Raw genomic sequence first — 18,946 nt, forward strand, 5'->3', positions numbered from 1 at the left:
GACGGCCGCGTCCGGCCCGGCGGGAGGTGAGTGACGTCTCGCCGGGCGCCGGACGGCCGCCGCACCGCCGTCACGGCCGGTGCGAGCCCGCCGCCGGAGTCCTTCGACGACGCGCCCTACGGCAGTTCGTGGAACACACCGGCTGCAACGTCACCCGGCGCACCTGGACCGACATGCTGGCCCAGGAACTCGTGCTGCTCTGATCAGCGCCTGCCACCGACACCGGGTTGCTGACCGGGTGACGTCACATCGACGTGGCGCGGGCGGCGGTGTCGATGAGGTCCGCGACGGCGCCGGGCTGGGAGACCGTCACCGCGTGCGACGCGGCGACCTCGACGGTCGTGGACCCGGCCCGCTCGGCCAGGAAGCGCTGCAGGTCCGGCGGGATCGCCAGGTCCTGGCCGGTGACCAGCGTCCAGGACGGAATGCTCCGCCAAGCGGCCCGGGTCACGCTGTCGGTCAGCGTGTTCGCCGCGGTCGGCCGCTGCGTGGCCGCCATCACCGCGGCGGTGTCCCGGGGAACGTCGGGGGCGAAGAAGTCCGGGTAGGTCTCCTGCTTGACGTACTGGTCCATGTCCGCGCTGCCGTCCTGGGCGGGAATCGGCACCGCCTGGATGTTGTCGGCGAGCATGCTGCCGGGGAACCGTGCGTTCAGGTCGGCCACCGACTCGCCGACGTCCGGGCTGAAGCTGGCGACGTACACCAGGGCCCGGACGTTGGCCGCGCCGTCCGCGGCCTCGGTGATGACCGCGCCGCCGTACGAGTGGGCGGCGAGCACGACCGGCCCGGGCAGGCTGTCCACGAGCGCGCGCAGGTAGGCGGCGTCCCCCCCCGCACGCTGCGCAGCGGATTCGCGACCGCGATGACCGGGTAGCCGCGGCGCCGGAGATCGGCGATCACCCCGTTCCAGCTGGACCCGTCCACGAATGCCCCGTGAACGAGGACGACGGTGGGCATTCCGGTCGGGTCAGGCGCAGCGTTCATCTGACATTCCTTTCGGGTGATCTGCCACGGAGAGCCAGACAGCACAGGGCGACCGGCCGGCGCCGCCGGTTCGACGTTTGCAAAACAAATATCCGGCACTGACGGAACGCCTGTCAGCGGGATTCGGAAAACGCTGCCGCGAAGACTGCGCGCCCTCCCGCCGCTATGCGAGGACTCGACTTCGCGCAACCGGTTCCCACAATTCTTCGCCTGAGAAGAAGCTGAGAGTGCGGTGCGGCGGACGGCAGTCGCCGGGACCGAACATGCTCTACTACGCCGAGGGCATCCATTCCGACGCCACAATCCAGTTCCCCGGTTTTCGGGGCTGCGCTTTTCTCAATGCGGCGACGGAATATCCGGACGAGAATCATCCGGGCCCATCAGGATGCCATCGCCCACCGCCAATGTTCCTCGTGGCACCAACTGGCCGGGCGGTGACGGGGTGCGTCGGCGGCTGAGCGCGGCGGGAAGCTGCCCGGTCGGCCGGCTACCGGGCGAGCCGGTTCCGTTCGTAGTGGCCTCTGAAGTCGAAGAAGCGCAGCCCGTCCACAGTCGCGTCGGCGGCGATCTGCTCCGCCGTCCAGACATGGTCGGAGTAGTCGTCCATCGCGACGCCGCCCCGACCGAGCAGCGTCAACGTCAGGCGACGGACCTCCACCGTCCCGTCGACCCGGCCCGAGACGTCGACCTGCACCGCCCACCTGGGCCGGTCACCGCGGGCGCGGCTCAGGGCCCGCACCGCCGCCGGCTCCCAGTCCGCGTACAGGTGCTCGTCCTCGTCGGTCAGATCCGGGTACAGGCATCCGTCCACCAGCCACGGATGTCTCTGATCCGGCGACAGCCGGTCGAGCAGGGCGACGACGGCGGCCTGCGCCATGGCCGGGAAGACGAAGACGGCACGCACGCCACGAGCGTCGCACGCCGCAGCCGATCCGACAGCGCCCCGCCACTGCGACCTGCCGGCGTGCGGGCAGGCGTTCAGCCGTTGCTGGGACTGGAGATCCCGCGCCTCGCGAAGGACTCGGCGACCTCGTCGAAGGCCGCGACGGCCAGCTCCGGCCGCGCGGCGGCCTCGGCCAACGGCAGCTCCACCTGAGGGTCGTAGCCGGACAGACCGGTGACCGCCTCGACGACCGCGCCGAGCTGGTGCACCGCCGCGACGACGGCCCGGGCGTCACCGCCCCGGTACCAGTACGGCACGGTGACACTGACCTCGTCCGCGTAGTAGCTGACCTGGACGCCGGTCGGCTCGTGCGTCAGCTCGTAGTTGTCGGCCCCCTCGAACACGGAGACCTCACCGAGCACCTGCCGCGCCGCCGCCACGATCCCGTTCCACGCCTCGGCGCGCGGACGCTCGTCGCTGTCGGCCTCCGCCGCCGCCTCCAGGGCGTCCTCCCAGGACTGGTCGTCACCTCGGGGTACGAAGATCAGGTCATAGCTCATGACGAAGGACCGTACATCCAGGCGCTTTGATTCTCCGGTGAGCAGCCGCCCACGAACTTCCGGCTGATGCGATATGGCGCAGCCGAACCGAGCCAACGCTTCTCCGGCAGGCCGCATCGCTGTTCCAGCTTCCATTGACGTCGGTCGACAAGTAACGTGAGGTATCGATCAAATCGCATTGAGTAACGTTCCGGCCGTGCCGCGACCCGGGCCTGCCGGATGAGCGAGGTGGCCCCGACATGGACGCCGACAGGCACAACCCTCGTTGCGCGAAGGCTGAAAAACATCGCTGCGTCTGCAGCGAGTGCGGCGGCTCTCAGCACGGCGTGCAGGGATGGCTCGACCTCGTCAACCAGGACGATGCAGGCCGTCGAGGGCGACGGGAGTTCTTCGAGAACAAGCTGTCCTGGACGCAGGATCGGTCACAGCGCGCGCAGAAGGACCGCGTCAACAGGGAGGTCGCCACCGACCTCGCGCGCGCCGACATCGCAGACTGGCTCGCCACCACCCCACCTCCGCACGCCGGGGGCGAGACCGAGGCTTACCCGTCCCCCGCCGAGCAGGTGACCGCGCTCGCCGAAGAGATGGCGCGCGGAGCATGGCGGGAGATCACACCGGAGCTCGATCGCGCCGCCGCAGATGCCCGGGGCGTCAGGCGCGACCTCACCCACCACGGCTGGTGTGACCTCTTCATCGCCATGGCCCGAGTCGTCGAGGCGACCCGGCGCGGCTTCGACAGCATCCCCGGTCAGGTGAAGCACATGATCCTGCGCTCGCCGCTGCAAGCCGGCCGGCCGAACGTCACCGAAGCCGTCGTCGGCCTGATCGTCGACAAGGCGTGGCGCGGGTTCCAGGTGGCGGCATTCTCCGGCGTACCGTTGCTCGACCTCATCTCCAACGAAGAAGCCTTGCGGGCCCTGCGGATCCTCGCGGTGTTCATCTGCCCCGCGCCGGCACAACACCCCGCGGTACGGCAGCATGCGCTGACACCACTCGGAGAAGACGCCACCAAGATCCTCACCGACCGGACCAGGGCCCGGCTCGCCGAGCTGTTCACCGACCCGCCACCCGACGGCGTTGCCCTGACAGGCGGATGACGGGCCGTACTCCCGGCTGCGGAACGCGACACCTCACTCCGCGCCATGGACGACCGCGCTGTCGCCGACGACACGCTGCCGGGTCAGGCGGCGGGAGAGCTTGCCGTGCCCCGACTTGGGCAGGTCGTCGAGCACCACGATCCGCTTCGGCACCTTGTAGCGCGGCAGGTGGTCGCGGCAGTGGGCGATCAGCGCGGCCGGCGGGTCGGCGGGAGCGGGCTGCCGCAGTGCCACCGCGGCGACCACCGCCTCGCCCCACCGTCCGTCGGGCGCGCCGAACACCGCCACCTCGCGCACGCTCGGGTGTTCGCCGAGCACGTGCTCGACCTCGGTCGGGAACACGTTGTAGCCGCCGGAGATGATCATGTCGTCGCGCCGGTCGACCAGATAGAGGTAGCCGTCCTCGTACCGGCCGAGGTCGCCGGTGAGGAACCAGCCGTCCCGGAGCCGCTCGGCCCAGGCATCCGGCTGACGCCAGTAGCCGGACGCCAGCCACGGCGTGCAGAGGGCGAGTTGTCCGACCTCGCCGGGCAGCACCTCGCGCAGGTCGTCGTCGACGATGCGCGTCTGCACGCCCCACGGGTGTTCCCGCCCGCACGAGGTCAGCAGATGCGCGGCGCCGGCCATCGCCCGCTCGTGGTCGGCCGTGTCCAGCACCGTCACCGGAGCCGGCACCTCCGTCGAGCCGTACACCGACGCCACGACCGGGCCGAGCCGCTCGTGTGCCCGCCGCACCAGCGACGGTGACGCCGGGGCCGACGAGTACACCACCTGCCGCAACGACGACAGGTCGCCGCCGGCGGCGCCGTCCACGAGGTCCTGGAGCACCGTCGGCACCAGCAGCATGTGGGTCACGCCGTACCGCTCGATCGCGGCGGCGACCGGACCGGGCTTGGGCGACTCGGCGATCACCACCCGTCCACCGGCGACCAGGGCGGACTCCACCAGCCGCCCGGCGGCGTGGCTCATCGGCGTGGTGACCAGGACGACCTGGTCGGGCCCCGCCTTCGTCACGGCGGCCCAGGCCCCCATCGCCCCGGCCGTGCTGTCGAAGCTGTGCACGACGCCCTTGGGCCGGCCGGACGAGCCGGACGTGAACAGGACCTGGGAGACAGCGCCCGGCGGCACGTCCACCGGGGCCTCACCGCCGTGATCGCCGGGCGGGCCGGGGTCGGCTGCGTCGAGCACGGCCACCGGCTCCACGGTCTCCTCGATGTAGTGGCGTTCCCCCGCGGAGAGCACCCCCAGCACCGGCACGTACGCAGCCCCCCGCCAGGCCGCCGCCAGCACCGCCTCCAGGTAGCCGTGCGTGTTGGCCTGCCGGACGAGGACGCGGTCGCCGGGGCCGACACCGGCCCGGGCCAGCGTGGCGGCACGCCGGGCCACCCGGTCGGCCAGTTCCCGCCAGGTCAGCTCGACGTCCCGGGCCGGATCCGCGACCGCCGGCCGGTCCGGGAACAGCAGCGCGGCGCGCCGCAGGTAATGGGCGTACGGATGCAGCACGTTCCCTCCCTCAGCTCCGGTCCAGGCCGAAGACCTTCCAGGCGTTGTCGCGCAGGAACATCCGCTCGACATCGGCCGGAAGATCAAGGGTGGACACCTCGCCGACCGCGCGGTCGTAGCGAAGAGCCGGGTAGTCGGTGCCGAACAGCACCTTGTGCGGCGCCCGGCGCTTGAGGAACCGGACGAACCGGTCCGGGTAGCGGGTGGGCGCGTGGGCCGACGTGTCGACGTACACGTTGTCGTGCTTCCACGCGAGCATGCCCATCTCCTCCTCCCACGGCCACCCGATGTGCGCGCCGACGATGGTCAGTTCGGGGAACGTGAGCGCCACCTCGTCGAGGTAGATCGGCCGGCCGGGCTCCGACGGCAGCAGCGGCCCGGTGTGTCCCACCTGGATGGTGACGGAGACGCCGAGCTCGCAGGCCTTGGCGTAGATGGGGTACCACAGCTTGCTGTTCGGCGGGTTGTCGTAGCCGTACGCGTACGGGCACACCTTCACGTTGACGAAGCCGTAGTCGCGTACCCATGTCTGCATCTCCCGCAGCGCGGCCATCGGCCGGCGCGGATCGACGGCCAGGCTGCCGCGGAACCGCGTCGGGTACTTCTCGACGCAGGCGGCGACCTCCTCGTTGCTGATCTTCACATCGTCGGCCTCGCGGATGGCGGACAGCACGGCGATCTCGACGCCCCACCGGTCCATCTCCTCGACCTGCTCGTCGATCGACCAGCCGCCGAAGCCGGATGCGCCGAACAGCGCCATTCCGTGGGTCCGTTTGGGATCGGAGTTCCACCGGTCGGAGATCGGCGGGTGGCAGGGCATCGCCCAGGCGTCCACGATGCCGTACGGGCGTTCGCTCATCTGTGCTCCTCTCGTTGCCTACACCGCCGCGCCGAAGCGCAGCGACAGTCCTCCGTCGACGACGAGCAGGGCGCCGGTGACGTACCGGGCCTCCTCGCTCGCCAGGAACAGCGCGGCGTGGGCGACGTCCCACGCGTCACCCATCGCGCCGGTCGGGCAGCGCCGGGCCCGGCGCGCGCGCAGGACCGCCGGGTCGGCGTCCGGCTGGCCGGCGTACACGGTCGGCGTGTCCACCAGACCCACCACAACGGCGTTGCAGCGGACACCGGTGGCCGCGTGTTCGGCGGCGACAGCGCGGGTGAGGTGGTTGAGCCCGGCCTTGCTGACCCCGTACGCGGTCAGCCGGTCGCCGGTCGCGCCGAGCGAGGCGACCGACGAGATGTTGACGATCGAACCGCCGCCCTGCTCGCGCATGTGCGGAACGACGGCCCGCGTGGTGAGGTACGCGGAGGTGAGGTTGATCCGGTGGACCAGGTCCCACTGCCGCGGCTCGGTGTCCTCGACACCCGCGACGACGCCGACGCCGACGTTGTTGAGCAGCACGTCGACCCGCCCGTACCGGCGCAGGCACGCCTCGACCAGCGCGGCGACTCCGTCCGGGCGGGACACGTCGGCGGTGAACGGCTCGCACTCGCCGCCTTCGGCCCGTACGATCGCGGCCGTCTGCTCGGCCGCGTCGGCGCGCCGGTCGACGGCGAGGACACGGGCGCCGGCCCGGGCGAACAGCACGCTCGCCGCCTTCCCGTTGCCCCATCCGCCGCCGAGCGATCCGGCCCCGGTGACGACGGCGACGCGGTCGCGCAGCCGCCCGGTGACGTCGCCTCGCGCTTCGGGGGCCGGCGTGGTCATCGGGCGACGTCCGGGAAGTAGGAACGCGCGATGATCATCCGCTGGATCTGGTTGGTGCCCTCGTAGATCTGGTTGATCTTGGCGTCGCGCATGAACATCTCGACCGGGAAGTCGGTGACGTAGCCGTAGCCGCCGTGCACCTGGACGGCGTCGGTCGTGACCGCCATCGCCATGTCGCTCGCGTACGTCTTGGCGATCGAGGCCAGCCGGGCGGCGTCCGGATGGCCGTCGACGTAGGCCTGCGCCGCGTCGTAGACCAGCGACCGGGCGGCGTGCAACGGGATCACCATGTCGGCGATGAGGAACTGCATGCCCTGGAACGCGGCGATCGGCCGCCCGAACTGCCGCCGCTCGCCGGCGTACCGGACGGCCGCGTCGAACGCGCCCTCGGCGATGCCGAGCGCGAGGGCGGCGACGACGATGCGGCCCTCGTCGAAGCCCTGCATCAGCAGGGGGAAGCCACCGTTCTCCGGCCCGAGCAGGTGGTCGGCCGGCACCCGGACGTCGGCGAAGACCATCTCGGCGGTCGCCGAGGCGTGCAGGCCCATCTTCTCCTCGAACCGCACCGCCTCGACCCCGGGCCGGTCGGCCTCGACGTAGAAGGCGGACACGCCGCGCGGCCCGGGACCGCCGGTCCGGGCGACGACGACGTAGAAGTCGGCGTGGCCGCCGTTGGTGATGAACCGCTTGCTGCCGTTGATCACCCACTCGTCGCCGTCGCGCCGCGCGGTGGTCGCCACGCCGCCGAGGTCCGACCCGGCTTCGGGTTCGGTGGCCGCGATCGCGCCGAGCCGGTCGCCGGATGCCACGTCCCGCAGCACGCCGGGGAGCCAGGCCGGCGCGTCGGGCCGGTCGGCCGCCCGCACCATCACCTTGGTCGGGAACCAGGTCGCGGTCAGCACGGTGGACGCGCTCGGGTAGACCTTGGAGATCTCCTCGAGGACGACAACCTCGGCCCGGACGTCGGTGTCGACGCCGCCGAACCGCTCGGGCACCACGAGCCCGGTGAAGCCGGCGCCGGCCAGGATCTTGCGCAGCTCCGGTGAGAACGTGCGGCCGCGCTCGAGTTCGGGTACGAGCGGCGCGATCCGCTCCGTCGCGACGTCGCGGGCGACCGCCGCGAGGTCCCGTAGCTCCGTTGGCAACATGTCGAAGAACACGTGTGGATCCCTTTCAGCTCAAGCGCCGGTATACGGGATATTGGAAGGGACGGGATGACCGCGACTCCGGACGCGGTGCGGCAAAATGGCAGTAAGCGGCGGAAACGAACAAACCAGCCGCAGAGGAGGACCTGTGAGTCTGACGTCGGAACGGCTCGACCGCACGCCGCTCGGCCAGCGGATCGCCGACGCGCTGCGGCACGACATCCTGTTCGGGCGACTCGCGCCCGGCACCAAGCTGGCCCAGACGCAGGTGTGCGAGCGGTTCGGCACCAGCCGGATGCCGGTCCGCGACGCCCTGCGGCAGCTGACGTACGAAGGATTCCTGACCGGCGACGGCGGCGGGCACAGCGTCGTGGCGCCCCTGCGCCGGCACGACATCGAGGACAGCTTCCTCATCGAGGGCCAGCTGCACGGCATCGCCACGCGGCGGGTCGCCGAGCGGGCCGACCCGGCCCACCTGGCCGAGCTGGCCGAGCGCCACGCACAGATGTGCGGCGCCGCCGAGGACGCCCAGCTGGCCGCCGATCTGAACTGGCACCTGCACCGGCGGATCAACCAGATGGCGCAGTCGCGCCGCCTGATCGTCGCGCTGCGGGCCCTGGCGGTCACGATTCCGCGCGATCTGCTCCTGGAGTTCCCGCAGTGGATCGACCGGGCCAACGACGAGCACGCGCAGATCATCGCGGCGATCGCGGCGGGCCGCGGCGAACAGGCCGCCGGCCTGATGCGCGACCACGTGGCCGAGGCCGGCCGCGACCTCGTCCGCTACCTGGAGAAGAAGGGCGTCGACCTGACCTGATCCGGCGGCGGTCATGGCGCCGCCGCGAGTTCGTCGGCGACGAGCAGGCAGCCGTGCAGCCCGATGCCGCACGCCAGCGCGACGGCCTCGGCGACCTGCCCCCGTGTGGCGCCCAGGTCCAGGGCGGCCCGGATGTGCTCGCGGACGACATCCGCGTCGGCGAGGGTGACCGCCGCCGCGACGGCGACCGCGATCAGCTCCCGGTCGACGGCCGGCAGCCCCGCCGCCCCGCCCGCGTCGACCACCTCGGTGTGGGCCGAGGCGAGCGCGGCGTCGACCGGCGGCAGCCCGACCTCGCCGTCCGCGGCCGGGCCGGCGAGGTCGGCGAGGATCGGCAACGCCAGCGTCGCGGCCCGGATGCCGACCGAGCCGGCCACCGCCGCCGCGTGCATGACGTGCGCGCGCGGGGCGCCGGCGCGCAGCGCGCCGGCGACGTGCATGCGCACCCCGGCCGGATAGAGGTGACCCGGCGCCGCACTCAGCGCCACGCAGATCAGCTCCTTGAGCGCCACCGGCAGCTCCCGGCCGCGCCACGGCACGGCCGCCAGACGCAGGTACGCCTCCAGCACCCCGGGTGCCTCAACCGCGATCGCGTCGAAGGCCGGCGTCCACCGTCCGCCCAGGTAGCGGTCGGCCAGGGTGCGGTCAGCCGGCATCGGCCACCACCCCGCCGCACAGCGCCTCGCGCAGCCAGTCCGGCATCGGGGCCGCCCGCAGCCGGCCACCATCGAGCCGCGACCACACGTGCACCGTACGTACGCGCACCGCCTCGCGCCGGTCGGGCCGGCGGAATCCGGTCGAGCACAGCGTGAACGAGCTGCGCCCCACCGGCCCGGACCGCAGCTCCAGGTCGACCCGATCGTCGAGACTGACCGGCGCGCGGTAGTCGGCGTTCGCGCTCACCGTGGCCGTCGCCTCGCCGACCCGCAGCAGGCCGCTCAGCGGATGGCCGATCGCGTCCAGCCAGCCGGTGTAGAGCTGCTCGTGCCAGGCCAGCGGGGCCGGGTAGTAGATGACACCGGCCTGATCGACGTCGCGCATCGGCACCCGCAGCCCGAGGCGGGCGAGCAGCGGCGCGACGCCATCAGTCACGGCCCATCCCCAGTGTCCGGGCCACCCGGTTGCGCACGAGTTCCTCGGTGATCGGCGCGAGCCGGAAGGCGCGCAGGTCCCGCCACACGTGCTCGACGCCGCCCCAGCGGGTGAAGCCGATGCCGCCCATCAGTTGCACCGCTACGTCGGCGACCCGCTGCGCCGCGTCGACGCTGCGCGACTTCGCGACGTCCGCGCCGACCGTGACCGGCGCGCCGGCCGCCCACCGCCGCGCCATGGCGTACGCGTAGTGGCGGGCCGTCTCGAGGTCCATGACCGCGTCGGCGACCTGGTGCTGGAGCGCCTGGTAGCTGTCCACGCGGGTGCCGAACGCGGTGCGCCGGGCCGCGTAGGCCAGGCCGCGTCGCAGCGCGCCGTGCGCGGCGCCGACCACGATGGCCGGGATCAACAGCCGCTCCTCCACCAGCACCGTGCGCAGCGCCGCCTTGACCGCCGGACCGGTGAACGCGTGGTCGACGGCCACCCCGTCGAGGTCGACCTCGTACGTGCCGAACGAGGACGCGAAGCTGGGCGTCGGCACCCGGGACATCGACAGCCCGGGCGCGTCCGTGCGCACGAGCGCGAATGCCAGTCCGCTCGTGCCGCCGGCCGGCGCCCCGGCCTCCCGGACCAGCAGGAAGAGATGGTCGGCCGAGGCCGCGGCGGTGCAGTAGCGCTTGCGTCCGCTGACCCGCCCGTCGTCCAGGGTGGTGTCCAGCGCGCCGAACAGGTCGGATCCACCGCCCGGCTCGGTGACCCCGAACGCGAAGCGCCGGCGGCCGGCGGCCAGCCCGGGCAGCAGTTCCTTGCGGGTGGGCTCGTCGGCCAGCGCGGCCAGCAGCGGCGCGGCGAAGCAGTTGGAGATGCCCCAGACCCAGGCCAGCACCCCGACCCGCTCGGCCAGCACCTCGGCGATGCGCATCTTCGCCACGATGTCGGCCGGTTCACCGCCGTACTCCTCGGCGATCCCGACCCGGTGCAGGTCGTGCTCCGCGACCCAGTCCCACAGGTCAGCGGGAAACTCGGTGCGGGCGGCCAGGTCGGCAGCTGTCTCGTCGTCGATCCGGGCGACGAGTTCCCGGGCGCGGTTCACCGCGTCGTGCTCAGGTCCGTCGAGCGGCTCGAGGACCTGCTCGGCGGGGGCCGCGGACGGTACGAGGGTCATGAGGGCCTCCGTCGGTCGATGAGACGGCTCCTAGCGGTCGACATACTGTATCCCGTATGCTGTTTTTGCTGAAGGGGGTCGTCATGGTGAACGTCGGATGCTTCCTGCCCACCTACTCCGCGAGCGGTCCGATCGAGCCCGCATCGGTGCTCGACATGGCCCGTGACGCGGAGGAGCTCGGCCTCGACCATGTCTGGGTCGGCGACCACTACCTCTGGAACGTCGGCATGCTCTCGCCCCTGCCGGCGCTGGCCGCGGTCGCCGCGGTGACCCGGCGGGTCCGCCTCGGCACCGGCGTCTACCTGCTGAACCTGCGTCATCCGGCGCTGACCGCGAAGGACGTCGCGACAGTCGACGTGCTCTCCGGCGGCCGGCTGGTGCTGGGCGCGGGCATCGGCGGCGACAACCCCGAGGAATACCGGGCCCTCGGCGTGGACCCCGGCCGGCGGGCCCGCCGCTTCGAGGAGACGGCCGCCGCCGTCCGGGGCCTGCTGGCCGGCAGCGGCGAGCCGTACCAGGGGCGCATCGTCGACCTGCCGGCGTTCACGATGGAGCCGCTGCCGGTGCAGCAACCTGTGCCGCTGTGGCTCGGCGGGCGCGCGTCCGCCGTCGTCGAGCGCGCGGCCCGGGGCGCCGAGGGCTGGTTCCCGGTGTGGGTCAGCGCCGGCCGCTTCCAGGCGGCCACGGACACCGTGGGCACGATCCGCGGCGACCTCTCCGGCTTCGCGTTCGCGCTGAATCTCTTCACCACCATCGCCGACACCCGCGAGGCGGCCCGCGACGCCGTGTCCAACCACCTTGCCACGGCGTACGGGCTGCCGTTCGACAGCTTCGAGCGGTACAGCGCCTACGGCACCGCCGACGACATCCGCGAGTACCTGGCCCCGTACGTCGAGGCCGGCATGACCGATGTCGTGTTCAACATCGCCGGGCCGGACCCGCGCGGGCAGCTGCGCCGGCTCGCGGCCGAGGTCGTGCCGGCGCTGCGCTGACCGGTCAGCCGAACACCGGAAAGATGTCCGGCGCCCGCCGGCCGGTGGCCACCTCGATGAGGGCGAGCGGCGGCGCCATGCCGGTCAGGAAACGCACCGTGTGCTCGGTCGCCCCGTCCGGCAGCTCCGGTTCGCGGCCCAGCGCCGCCGCGAGGTCGAGCAGGTGGACGGTGGCCTCCACGAGCCGGACGACGGTCGCTGCCCGCACCGTCGTGGTGCCCCGGCGGAAGTACTCGACCGTCTGGTCCGGCTCGGCCGCGGCCAGCGCCACCGCCGCGGGGCCGTCCTCGGCCAGCCGCCGCACCAGCGCCGCGGTACCGGCCGCGCGGGCGTCCGCCACCGCCGCGTCCGCGTTGCGGGCAGCGAGGTCCGCCGCGACGTGCTCGTCCGGCTTGAGGGCGCGCAGCAGGGCCACCGCGTCGCCGTGCTCCGGCGGACCCTCGGCCCGGCGCCGCCGCACCAGCGCCGCCAGCCCGCCGACACCCTGCGAGACGTGGGCGTAGAGCGCGGCCACGTCCCACCCGGCGCAGCGCGTCGGTGCCGTCCACCGTTCCTCGTCGAGATCCGCGCCCCAGGCGCCCCAGACCCGCCACAGGTCCCCGAGGACCTCCGTCTCCGTGCGCATGCGACTCCTCTCAGGTCACTGCCGCGAACAGGCCGATCGCGGCGCCGCCGGCGCCCAGCAGCGCCAGGCCGAACGGGAGATTCCAGCGCAGCCCGATGTGGACGGCACTGCGCCCACTCAGCGCCGACACCAGCAGGGTCAGGCCACTGAGCGGGGACAACACGAAGGCCGCCATCGTGCCCACCAGCGCTGCCGCCGCGACCAGTGCCGGCCACGCGCCCGTGCCCAGCGGGGCGAGCACCGTCGTCACCACGATGAGGGTGGTCAGCGGGTACAGCCCGGCCAGCCCCAGCACGGTGATGGCCAGCGCGCCACCGGCCAGCAGCGCCCACGCGGGCAGCCCGGCGGCGTCGAGCAGCCGGCCGACCGCTCCGTCGGCCGTCCACCGGCCGGCCGCCGCGACCACGAAGCCACCGGCGCCGAAGAGCAGGAACTGCTCGCGCCAGGAGCCGGCCTCCGAGCGCGCCAGGGCCACGGCGCGGGCCGGCAGGCGGGTCCCGCGTTCCCAGAGCGGCACGACGAGCAGGACCGCCGTCATCGTCGCGGCCGGATGGCTGAGCGGCGTAACCATCTCCAGCGCGACGAGCACCACCACGACACAGCCGATCATCGCCGCGAACCCCGCGGCAAGCCGTCCTCGCTCCGGTCGCGGCGCGGGCAGCGCCCGGGCCCGCGGCACCGGCCCGAGCGGCACCAGCATCGCGGCGACCAGGCCCAGCGCCAGCGCGTACGGCAGGAAGCCGGTCCAGGTCAGGCCGGTGAGCGTGAGCACCACGGCCAGCGGTGGCGACAGCGGCGTCACCAGGTTGGCCGCTATGAACGCGCGACACACGACTCCGGCCGAGCCCGCCTCGTCGGCGGCGGAGTCCATCGCCCGCACCGACCGGTACGCCAGGGCGACCCCGCCGAACGACAGCGCCAGCGAGAGCAGGTAGGTCAGCGTGGCCGCGGACCAGACCGCGCGGGTCCGGCGCAGCCGCACGAGGGTGACCTCGGCGATCGCCGTGTGGTAGCCGCGACGCAGCATCGGCAGTTCCAGCAGCCGCACCACGGCGACGAACGAGAAGACGCCGCACATCGTCGCGAACGCGGCCGACACGTCCGACCAGCGGGCGCCTGCCACCAGGCAGAGCGCGGCGCCGGCGAGCATCATGGCGAGCACCGTGCGGCGTACCGGCGGGCGCAGCGTGGGCCAGGCCGTCGCGGCGACGACCACCACTCCGGCGACGAGCAGCGGCGCCGTGTAGGGCCGCGCGGCCGGCACGACCAGGGTGCCGACGCCGGCGGCTGCGCTCAGCCACAGGACGGCGTCGGGCACCCCCAGCCGCGGCGCGACGCCGGCTCGGGTCATGCCCGGCCGGACGACGCCGAATCGGCAGTGAGCCGCTGCCGCAGCACGTTCTTCTGGATCTTCCCGGTGGGGGTGGCCGGCAGGGCCTCGATCACCTCGAGCCGCTCCGGCCACTTCTGCCGGGTGACTCCCATCTCGTCGAGGAACGCGGAGATCTGCGCCAGGGTCAGCTCCGCGCCGCCCCGGGTGACCACGAAGGCGCAGGCCCGCTCGCCGAGCCGCTGGTCGGGTACGGCCACGACGGCCGCCGCCTGGACCAGCGGATGGGCGGCGAGCAGGTTCTCGACCTCCAGCGCGCTGATCTTCACGCCACCGCGGTTGACGATGTCCTTCATGCGGTCGACGTACAGCACGTAGCCGTCCTCGTCGACGGTGCAGAGGTCGCCGCTGTAGTAGCGGCCGGACTCGTCGCGGGCCTCCGCCGTGGCTTCCGGGCTGCCGTAGTAGCCGAGGAACACGTGCGGCCCGGCGGTGGAGTACTCGCCGACCTCACCCACCGGCACGGGTGTCGCGCGGTCGGCCGGGTCCACGATCGTGACGTCGATGCCGTCGAACGGACGGCCGTCGCGGCCGGTCACCTTCTCCCACGGGTCGTCCGGGAAGTTGAGCGTGTGCAGCGGCGCCTCGGACTGGCCGAAGACCCGCAGCAACAGGCAACCCAGCTCCGAGCGGGCCCGCTCGACGAGCGCCGGCGCCACCCGCGCGCCGCCGGAGACGAAGTAGCGGAACGACGACAGGTCGTACGAGGAGAGGTTGTCCTGCTCGACGAGGTCGCCGATGAACGGGGTGGCGCTCACCGTGAAGGTGGCCCGCTCCCGGCTGATCATCTCCAGCGCGCGCTGCGGATCCCACTGGTCCTGCAGCACGAGCTTGGCCCCGCACAGCAGCGAGTCGTAGACGCCGAACAGCAGGCCGGTGGCGTGCGCGATGGGACTCGGCATCCAGATCGGCGTCTCCGGGCCGAGGCCGAGCGCGCCGGCGATCATCGTGGGCGGCGACAGGTCGGTGTTGTGCGTGTGCACGACGCCCTTGGGCAGCCCGGTGGTGCCCGAGGTGAAGCTCACCTTGGACACCTGGTCCGGGTGGGGCCGCAGGTGGGCGAAGGCACCGGGGGCCGGCGCGCGTTCGGCCAGGAACCGCTCGTACGGCACCATGCCCTCGCCGGCCTCGCCGAGCACGATGACGGTACGCAGGTCGGGCGCCTGCGAGCGCAGCCGCTGCGCCATCGCGACGAAGTCGAACCGGCGGTGCGTGTCCGGCACGATGTACGCCCGGGCGCCGGTGGTGCGCAGCATGTACGCGACGTCGTGCTCCCGGTAGATGGACATCATGGTGAGCGCGCGCAGGCCGGCCCGCTGGATCGCGAGGTAGATCTCCACGAACTCGATCCGGTTGGGCATCTGCACGGCCACGAACTCGCCCGGCCGCAGCCCGGCGTCCACGAACGCCGCGGCGAGCCGGTCGACGCGGTCGGCGAGGGCGGCCCAGGTGATCCGGCCGTTCTCGTCGACCACCGCGGTCCGGTCCGGGCGCTGTCTGCGGTGCCGGTCGAGGAAGTCGACGATCAACTGGTCCCGCCACTGCCCGGACGCCTTGAACGCGGCGATCCGCTCGGGGGTGTACACGTCACTGGCCGAGGTGATGACACCCGGTACGGTCACAGACATCCGAAGAACCCTCCTGACACGTGGATCACCTCGCCGGTGACGTACCGGCCGTCGTCCCCGGCGAGGAACGCCACGGCCCTGGCCACGTCGACCGGATCACCGAAGTCGGCGAGCGGGATCCGCTCGCGGTAGCGCGCCTGGACGTCGGCCGGGATCCGCTCCATCACCGAGGTGCGGATGACGCCGGGCGCGACGGCGTTGACGGTGACCGCCGGGCCGAGTTCGAGCGCGCAGCTGCGCGTGAACGCGACGACACCCGCCTTGGCAGCGGCGTAGTCGGCCTGGCCGGACGCCCCGTCCTTGGCCACCGAGGAGATGTTGACGATCCGGCCGTGGCCGCGCTCGCGCATGTGCCGGCCGAACAGCTGGGTGAGGTTGAACGTGCCGCGCAGGTTCAGCCGCATGGCCTCGTCGAACCGGTCCAGCGGGATGTCGAGCACGTCCTCGTACATCCGGCCGCGGTAGCCGCCGACCACGTTGACCAGCACGTCGACCCGGCCGAAGGCGGCGAGCGCCGCCGCGGCCAGCGCCTCGGCCTCGGCCCGGTCGGTGACGTCGCACCGGTACGGGTGCGCCGCCCGGCCGTGCGCGGTCAACCGGTCCGCGGCCTCGGCGAGCCGGCGGCCGGAGATGTCGGCCAGTACCAGTGCGTGCCCGCGTGCGCCGAGTTCCGCCGCGATGGCGCCGCCCATCGCCCCGGCCGCGCCGGTCACCACCGCGACCATCAGACCGGTCCTTTCTCGACCGCGTCACCGAGGTAGGCGGCCCGGATCCGGTCGTCGGCGAGCAGTTCCGCCGGCGGGCCGGACGCCTCGATCACGCCGGTGTTCAGCACGTAGGCGTGGTCGGTGACGCGCAGCGCCTGGTGCGCGTTCTGCTCGGCGATCAGCACCGCGGCGCCTTCCGAACGCGCGACGTCGGCGACGATGTCGAAGACGTGCCGCATGGTGCGCGGCGCCAGCCCGGCCGACGGTTCGTCGAGCATCAGCACCGTCGGCCGGGGCATCAGCGCCCGGGCGATGGCCAGCATCTGCTGCTCGCCGCCGGACAGGCTGCCCGCGGTCTGCCCGGCGCGCTCGCGCAGCCGCGGGAAGAACTCGAACAGCTCCTCCATCCGGGCCGGGATGTCACGACGGCGCATGGTGAAGCCGCCGAGACGCAGGTTGTCCCGCACCGACATGTCCGCGAACAGCTCGCGCCCCTGGGGTACGTAGGCCAGCCGCTCGGCGACGATGCGGTGCGGCGGGAAGCCGCTGACCCGCTTTCCGCCCAGCCGTACCTCGCCGCCGCGCAGCGGCAGCAGACCGGCGACGCCGCGGACCGTGGTGGTCTTGCCGGCGCCGTTGGGGCCGAGGACGGAGACGATCCGCCCCGCGTCCAGGCGCAGCGACAACTCGTGGACGACGACGATCTTGCCGTAGCCGAGAGTCACGCGATCGAGTTCGAGCAGCGCTGTCATGACTCCACCTCGCCCAGGTAGGCGGCCACCACCGCGGGGTCGCTCTGCGCCCGCTGTGGTGAGCCGTCGAAGATGACCCGGCCGTGGTCGAGCACCGTGACCGAGTCCGACAGGCCCATCACGAACCGCATGTTGTGCTCGATCAGCAGCACCGTGACCCCGGCGGCACGGATCCGGCGTACGTCGTCCATCAGCGCGGCCGCCTCGCCCGCGGTGAGGCCGGACGCCGGCTCGTCGAGCATGAGCAGCCGCGGCTCGGCGACCATCGCCCGGGCGATCTCCAGTCGTCGCTGCACGCCGAGCGGCAGGCTCTCGGCCGGGGTGTCCGCGTAGCGTTCCAGGCCCAGCGTCGCCAGCGCCGCCCGCGCGGCGTCGCGGGCCCGCCGCTCCTCCGCCCGGGCGGACGGCAGGCGCAGCCCGGTCCGCCACAGTCCGCAGACGTCGCGGTGGTGCCGCCCGACGAGCACGTTCTCCAGCGCGGTCATCGAGCGGAACATCTCCACGTTCTGGAACGTGCGGGCCAGCCCGGCGCCGACCACCTGGTGCGGGCGCAGCCGGAGCATGTCGCGCCCGGCGAAGGTGACCGACCCCTCGTGCACGGGGTAGACCCGGGTCAGGACGTTGAACAAGGTGGTCTTGCCGGCGCCGTTGGGGCCGATCAGCCCCTTGATCTCGCCGTCACGTACCCGCAGGTCGACACCCTCGAGCGCGATCAGCCCGCCGAAGCGCACGGTGACGCCGTCGGCGGTCAGCATCGGCTCCCCCACCGGACCGCCGGTCTCCGCGGGCCGCTCGGCCGGCGGCGCCGGCCGGTCGCGGACCGCGGTCACCGCGCCGGCGGTGACGGCGGCGTCGGGTGGCGGCGCGCCGGAGCGGCGGCGCCGCACCCACGCGGCGGTCCGGCTCACCCCGGAGGCGAGTCCGCCCCGCAGGAAGATCAGGACCAGCAGGAGTACGACGTAGAACACGAGCAGCGAGTGCTCACGGAACGGGGTCAGGAACTCCGGCGCGAGGACGAGGAGCGTCGCGCCGAGCGGCGGGCCGACGAGCGTGCCGAGCCCACCGAAGAGCACCATGGTGAGCTGCTTGACCGACTCCCACAGGTTGAACGCGGCCGGGTCGAGGAATCCGACGGTGATGGCGAACATCGCGCCGGCCAGGCCCGCGTATGCGGCGCTCACCCCGAAGGCGAGCGTCTTGTACCGGGCCACGTCGACGCCGAACACGGACGCGGCGATCTCCTTGTCCCGGATGGCCCGCCACGCCCGCCCGACCCGGGAACGCACCACGTTGCGGACGAAGAGCAGGCTGAGCAGCGCGGCGACGAGGACGAGGTAGTACAGGTTGCGGTCGGCGAGCGGGAACACCCCGACCACTGCGGGCGGTACGGCGATGCCGCGTGGCCCGTTGGTGACCGATTCCCAGTTGAAGATGACGCTCTGCACGATGAGCTGGAACGCCAGCGTGGCCAGGGCCAGGTAGTGCCCCGCGATGCGCAGCGCCGGCAGGCCGACCACGTAGCCGAGCAGGGTGGCGAGCAGGACGCCGGCCAGCGCGGCGAGCGGGAACGGCAGCTCCCACCGTCCCATCAGCACGGCCGTGGTGTAGGCGCCGACCCCCATGAACGCCGCGTGCGAGATGGAGATCTGCCCGGAGAAGCCCATCACGACGTTGAGGCCGACCACGGCGATGACGTAGACGAGGACCACTGTGGCCAGATAGGTCCGGAACGGTGGTAGCAGCAGCGGGAGCGCCAGCAGGACGATTCCGACGAGGAGCCATGCCGCGGCCCGGGCTGCGCGTGGCAGACGGCCGTCGCCGGCCGTCTGCGGCGCCGGCGCCGGGACGGTGGCCGCCGGGGCCTTCTCGGTGCTGCCTACGGTCTGGTTGCTCATCCG

Annotated in this window: 20 protein-coding genes; 4 read left to right on the top strand and 16 right to left on the bottom strand. The window is 72.9% G+C overall.

The window, feature by feature from the left end:
* The first annotated feature begins 26 nt into the window (after nt 1-26).
* The gene (locus DQE82_RS31215; RefSeq protein ID WP_223201123.1) at nt 27-203 is read left to right on the top strand and encodes a hypothetical protein; all 177 of its coding nucleotides are present in this window, start codon (nt 27-29) and stop codon (nt 201-203) included.
* Between the two features lie 41 nt (nt 204-244).
* Here the strand turns inward: DQE82_RS31215 and DQE82_RS25160 are convergent, their stop codons facing one another.
* The 3 genes from DQE82_RS25160 to DQE82_RS25175 form a co-directional block, all read right to left on the bottom strand.
* A complete protein-coding gene (locus tag DQE82_RS25160; RefSeq protein ID WP_370446809.1) occupies nt 245-928 on the bottom strand; it encodes an alpha/beta hydrolase in 684 nt (227 codons plus the stop codon).
* A gap of 543 nt (nt 929-1,471) precedes the next feature.
* Nucleotides 1,472-1,888 carry a hypothetical protein gene (locus DQE82_RS25170; protein ID WP_113974345.1) on the bottom strand — a complete coding sequence of 139 codons (417 nt, stop codon included), beginning with the start codon at nt 1,886-1,888 and terminating at the stop codon, nt 1,472-1,474.
* A gap of 74 nt (nt 1,889-1,962) precedes the next feature.
* Complete coding sequence (locus DQE82_RS25175; RefSeq protein ID WP_113974347.1) at nt 1,963-2,427, bottom strand: hypothetical protein; 465 nt, start codon at nt 2,425-2,427, stop codon at nt 1,963-1,965.
* Nucleotides 2,428-2,666: 239 nt separating this feature from the next.
* Here DQE82_RS25175 and DQE82_RS25180 point away from each other — a divergent pair, with 239 nt between their 5' ends.
* On the top strand, nt 2,667-3,524 hold the full coding sequence (locus tag DQE82_RS25180; protein WP_140946067.1) for a hypothetical protein: 858 nt from the start codon (nt 2,667-2,669) through the stop codon (nt 3,522-3,524).
* Between the two features lie 33 nt (nt 3,525-3,557).
* Here DQE82_RS25180 and DQE82_RS25185 read toward each other — a convergent pair whose 3' ends face one another.
* Genes DQE82_RS25185 through DQE82_RS25200 form a run of 4 tightly spaced genes read right to left on the bottom strand, consistent with a single transcriptional unit; the run spans nt 3,558 to nt 7,895 of the window.
* The gene (locus DQE82_RS25185; protein WP_158560007.1) at nt 3,558-5,027 is read right to left on the bottom strand and encodes a class I adenylate-forming enzyme family protein; all 1,470 of its coding nucleotides are present in this window, start codon (nt 5,025-5,027) and stop codon (nt 3,558-3,560) included.
* 10 nt (nt 5,028-5,037) lie between these two features.
* Entirely contained in the window at nt 5,038-5,886 is an 849-nt protein-coding gene (locus DQE82_RS25190) for an amidohydrolase family protein (protein ID WP_113974350.1), read from the bottom strand.
* A gap of 18 nt (nt 5,887-5,904) precedes the next feature.
* Nucleotides 5,905-6,735, bottom strand: a complete 831-nt coding sequence (locus tag DQE82_RS25195) for an SDR family NAD(P)-dependent oxidoreductase (RefSeq protein WP_051610999.1) — start codon at nt 6,733-6,735, stop codon at nt 5,905-5,907.
* Nucleotides 6,732-7,895 (bottom strand): acyl-CoA dehydrogenase family protein, encoded by a 1,164-nt coding sequence (locus DQE82_RS25200; RefSeq protein ID WP_199496104.1) that lies wholly within the window; start codon nt 7,893-7,895, stop codon nt 6,732-6,734. Before DQE82_RS25200 ends, DQE82_RS25195 begins: the two co-directional genes overlap by 4 nt.
* 133 nt (nt 7,896-8,028) lie before the next feature.
* On the opposite strand from DQE82_RS25200, the gene DQE82_RS25205 reads away from it, so the two are divergent.
* Complete coding sequence (locus DQE82_RS25205; RefSeq protein WP_199496105.1) at nt 8,029-8,697, top strand: GntR family transcriptional regulator; 669 nt, start codon at nt 8,029-8,031, stop codon at nt 8,695-8,697.
* Nucleotides 8,698-8,708: 11 nt separating this feature from the next.
* Here the strand turns inward: DQE82_RS25205 and DQE82_RS25210 are convergent, their stop codons facing one another.
* The 3 genes from DQE82_RS25210 to DQE82_RS25220 are packed head-to-tail and all read right to left on the bottom strand — an operon-like array spanning nt 8,709 to nt 10,954.
* Entirely contained in the window at nt 8,709-9,353 is a 645-nt protein-coding gene (locus DQE82_RS25210; protein WP_158560008.1) for a carboxymuconolactone decarboxylase family protein, read from the bottom strand.
* Entirely contained in the window at nt 9,343-9,789 is a 447-nt protein-coding gene (locus tag DQE82_RS25215; RefSeq protein WP_113974357.1) for a thioesterase family protein, read from the bottom strand. Before DQE82_RS25215 ends, DQE82_RS25210 begins: the two co-directional genes overlap by 11 nt.
* Entirely contained in the window at nt 9,782-10,954 is a 1,173-nt protein-coding gene (locus tag DQE82_RS25220; protein WP_043324790.1) for an acyl-CoA dehydrogenase family protein, read from the bottom strand. Before DQE82_RS25220 ends, DQE82_RS25215 begins: the two co-directional genes overlap by 8 nt.
* Before the next feature lie 56 nt (nt 10,955-11,010).
* On the opposite strand from DQE82_RS25220, the gene DQE82_RS25225 reads away from it, so the two are divergent.
* Nucleotides 11,011-11,946 carry an LLM class flavin-dependent oxidoreductase gene (locus tag DQE82_RS25225; RefSeq protein WP_051611005.1) on the top strand — a complete coding sequence of 312 codons (936 nt, stop codon included), beginning with the start codon at nt 11,011-11,013 and terminating at the stop codon, nt 11,944-11,946.
* A gap of 4 nt (nt 11,947-11,950) precedes the next feature.
* On the opposite strand, the gene DQE82_RS25230 is transcribed toward DQE82_RS25225, so the two are convergent.
* The 6 genes from DQE82_RS25230 to DQE82_RS25255 are packed head-to-tail and all read right to left on the bottom strand — an operon-like array spanning nt 11,951 to nt 18,943.
* Nucleotides 11,951-12,571, bottom strand: coding sequence for a maleylpyruvate isomerase family mycothiol-dependent enzyme (locus tag DQE82_RS25230; RefSeq protein WP_113974359.1), 621 nt, complete (start codon nt 12,569-12,571; stop codon nt 11,951-11,953).
* A gap of 10 nt (nt 12,572-12,581) precedes the next feature.
* On the bottom strand, nt 12,582-13,922 hold the full coding sequence (locus tag DQE82_RS25235) for a hypothetical protein (RefSeq protein WP_113974361.1): 1,341 nt from the start codon (nt 13,920-13,922) through the stop codon (nt 12,582-12,584).
* The gene (locus DQE82_RS25240; RefSeq protein WP_084789432.1) at nt 13,919-15,589 is read right to left on the bottom strand and encodes an AMP-binding protein; all 1,671 of its coding nucleotides are present in this window, start codon (nt 15,587-15,589) and stop codon (nt 13,919-13,921) included. Before DQE82_RS25240 ends, DQE82_RS25235 begins: the two co-directional genes overlap by 4 nt.
* Nucleotides 15,580-16,314 (bottom strand): SDR family NAD(P)-dependent oxidoreductase, encoded by a 735-nt coding sequence (locus tag DQE82_RS25245; RefSeq protein ID WP_043324794.1) that lies wholly within the window; start codon nt 16,312-16,314, stop codon nt 15,580-15,582. Before DQE82_RS25245 ends, DQE82_RS25240 begins: the two co-directional genes overlap by 10 nt.
* Nucleotides 16,314-17,048, bottom strand: coding sequence for an ABC transporter ATP-binding protein (locus DQE82_RS25250; protein WP_104113709.1), 735 nt, complete (start codon nt 17,046-17,048; stop codon nt 16,314-16,316). The genes DQE82_RS25245 and DQE82_RS25250 overlap by 1 nt, the downstream gene beginning before the upstream one ends.
* Nucleotides 17,045-18,943: an ATP-binding cassette domain-containing protein gene (locus DQE82_RS25255; protein WP_113974363.1), complete on the bottom strand. Its 1,899-nt coding sequence runs from the start codon at nt 18,941-18,943 to the stop codon at nt 17,045-17,047. The genes DQE82_RS25250 and DQE82_RS25255 overlap by 4 nt, the downstream gene beginning before the upstream one ends.
* Nucleotides 18,944-18,946: the final 3 nt, after the last annotated feature.

This window comes from Micromonospora sp. LHW51205, from assembly GCF_003315815.1.
In the GTDB taxonomy this organism is placed as follows: Bacteria; Actinomycetota; Actinomycetes; order Mycobacteriales; family Micromonosporaceae; genus Micromonospora; species Micromonospora chalcea.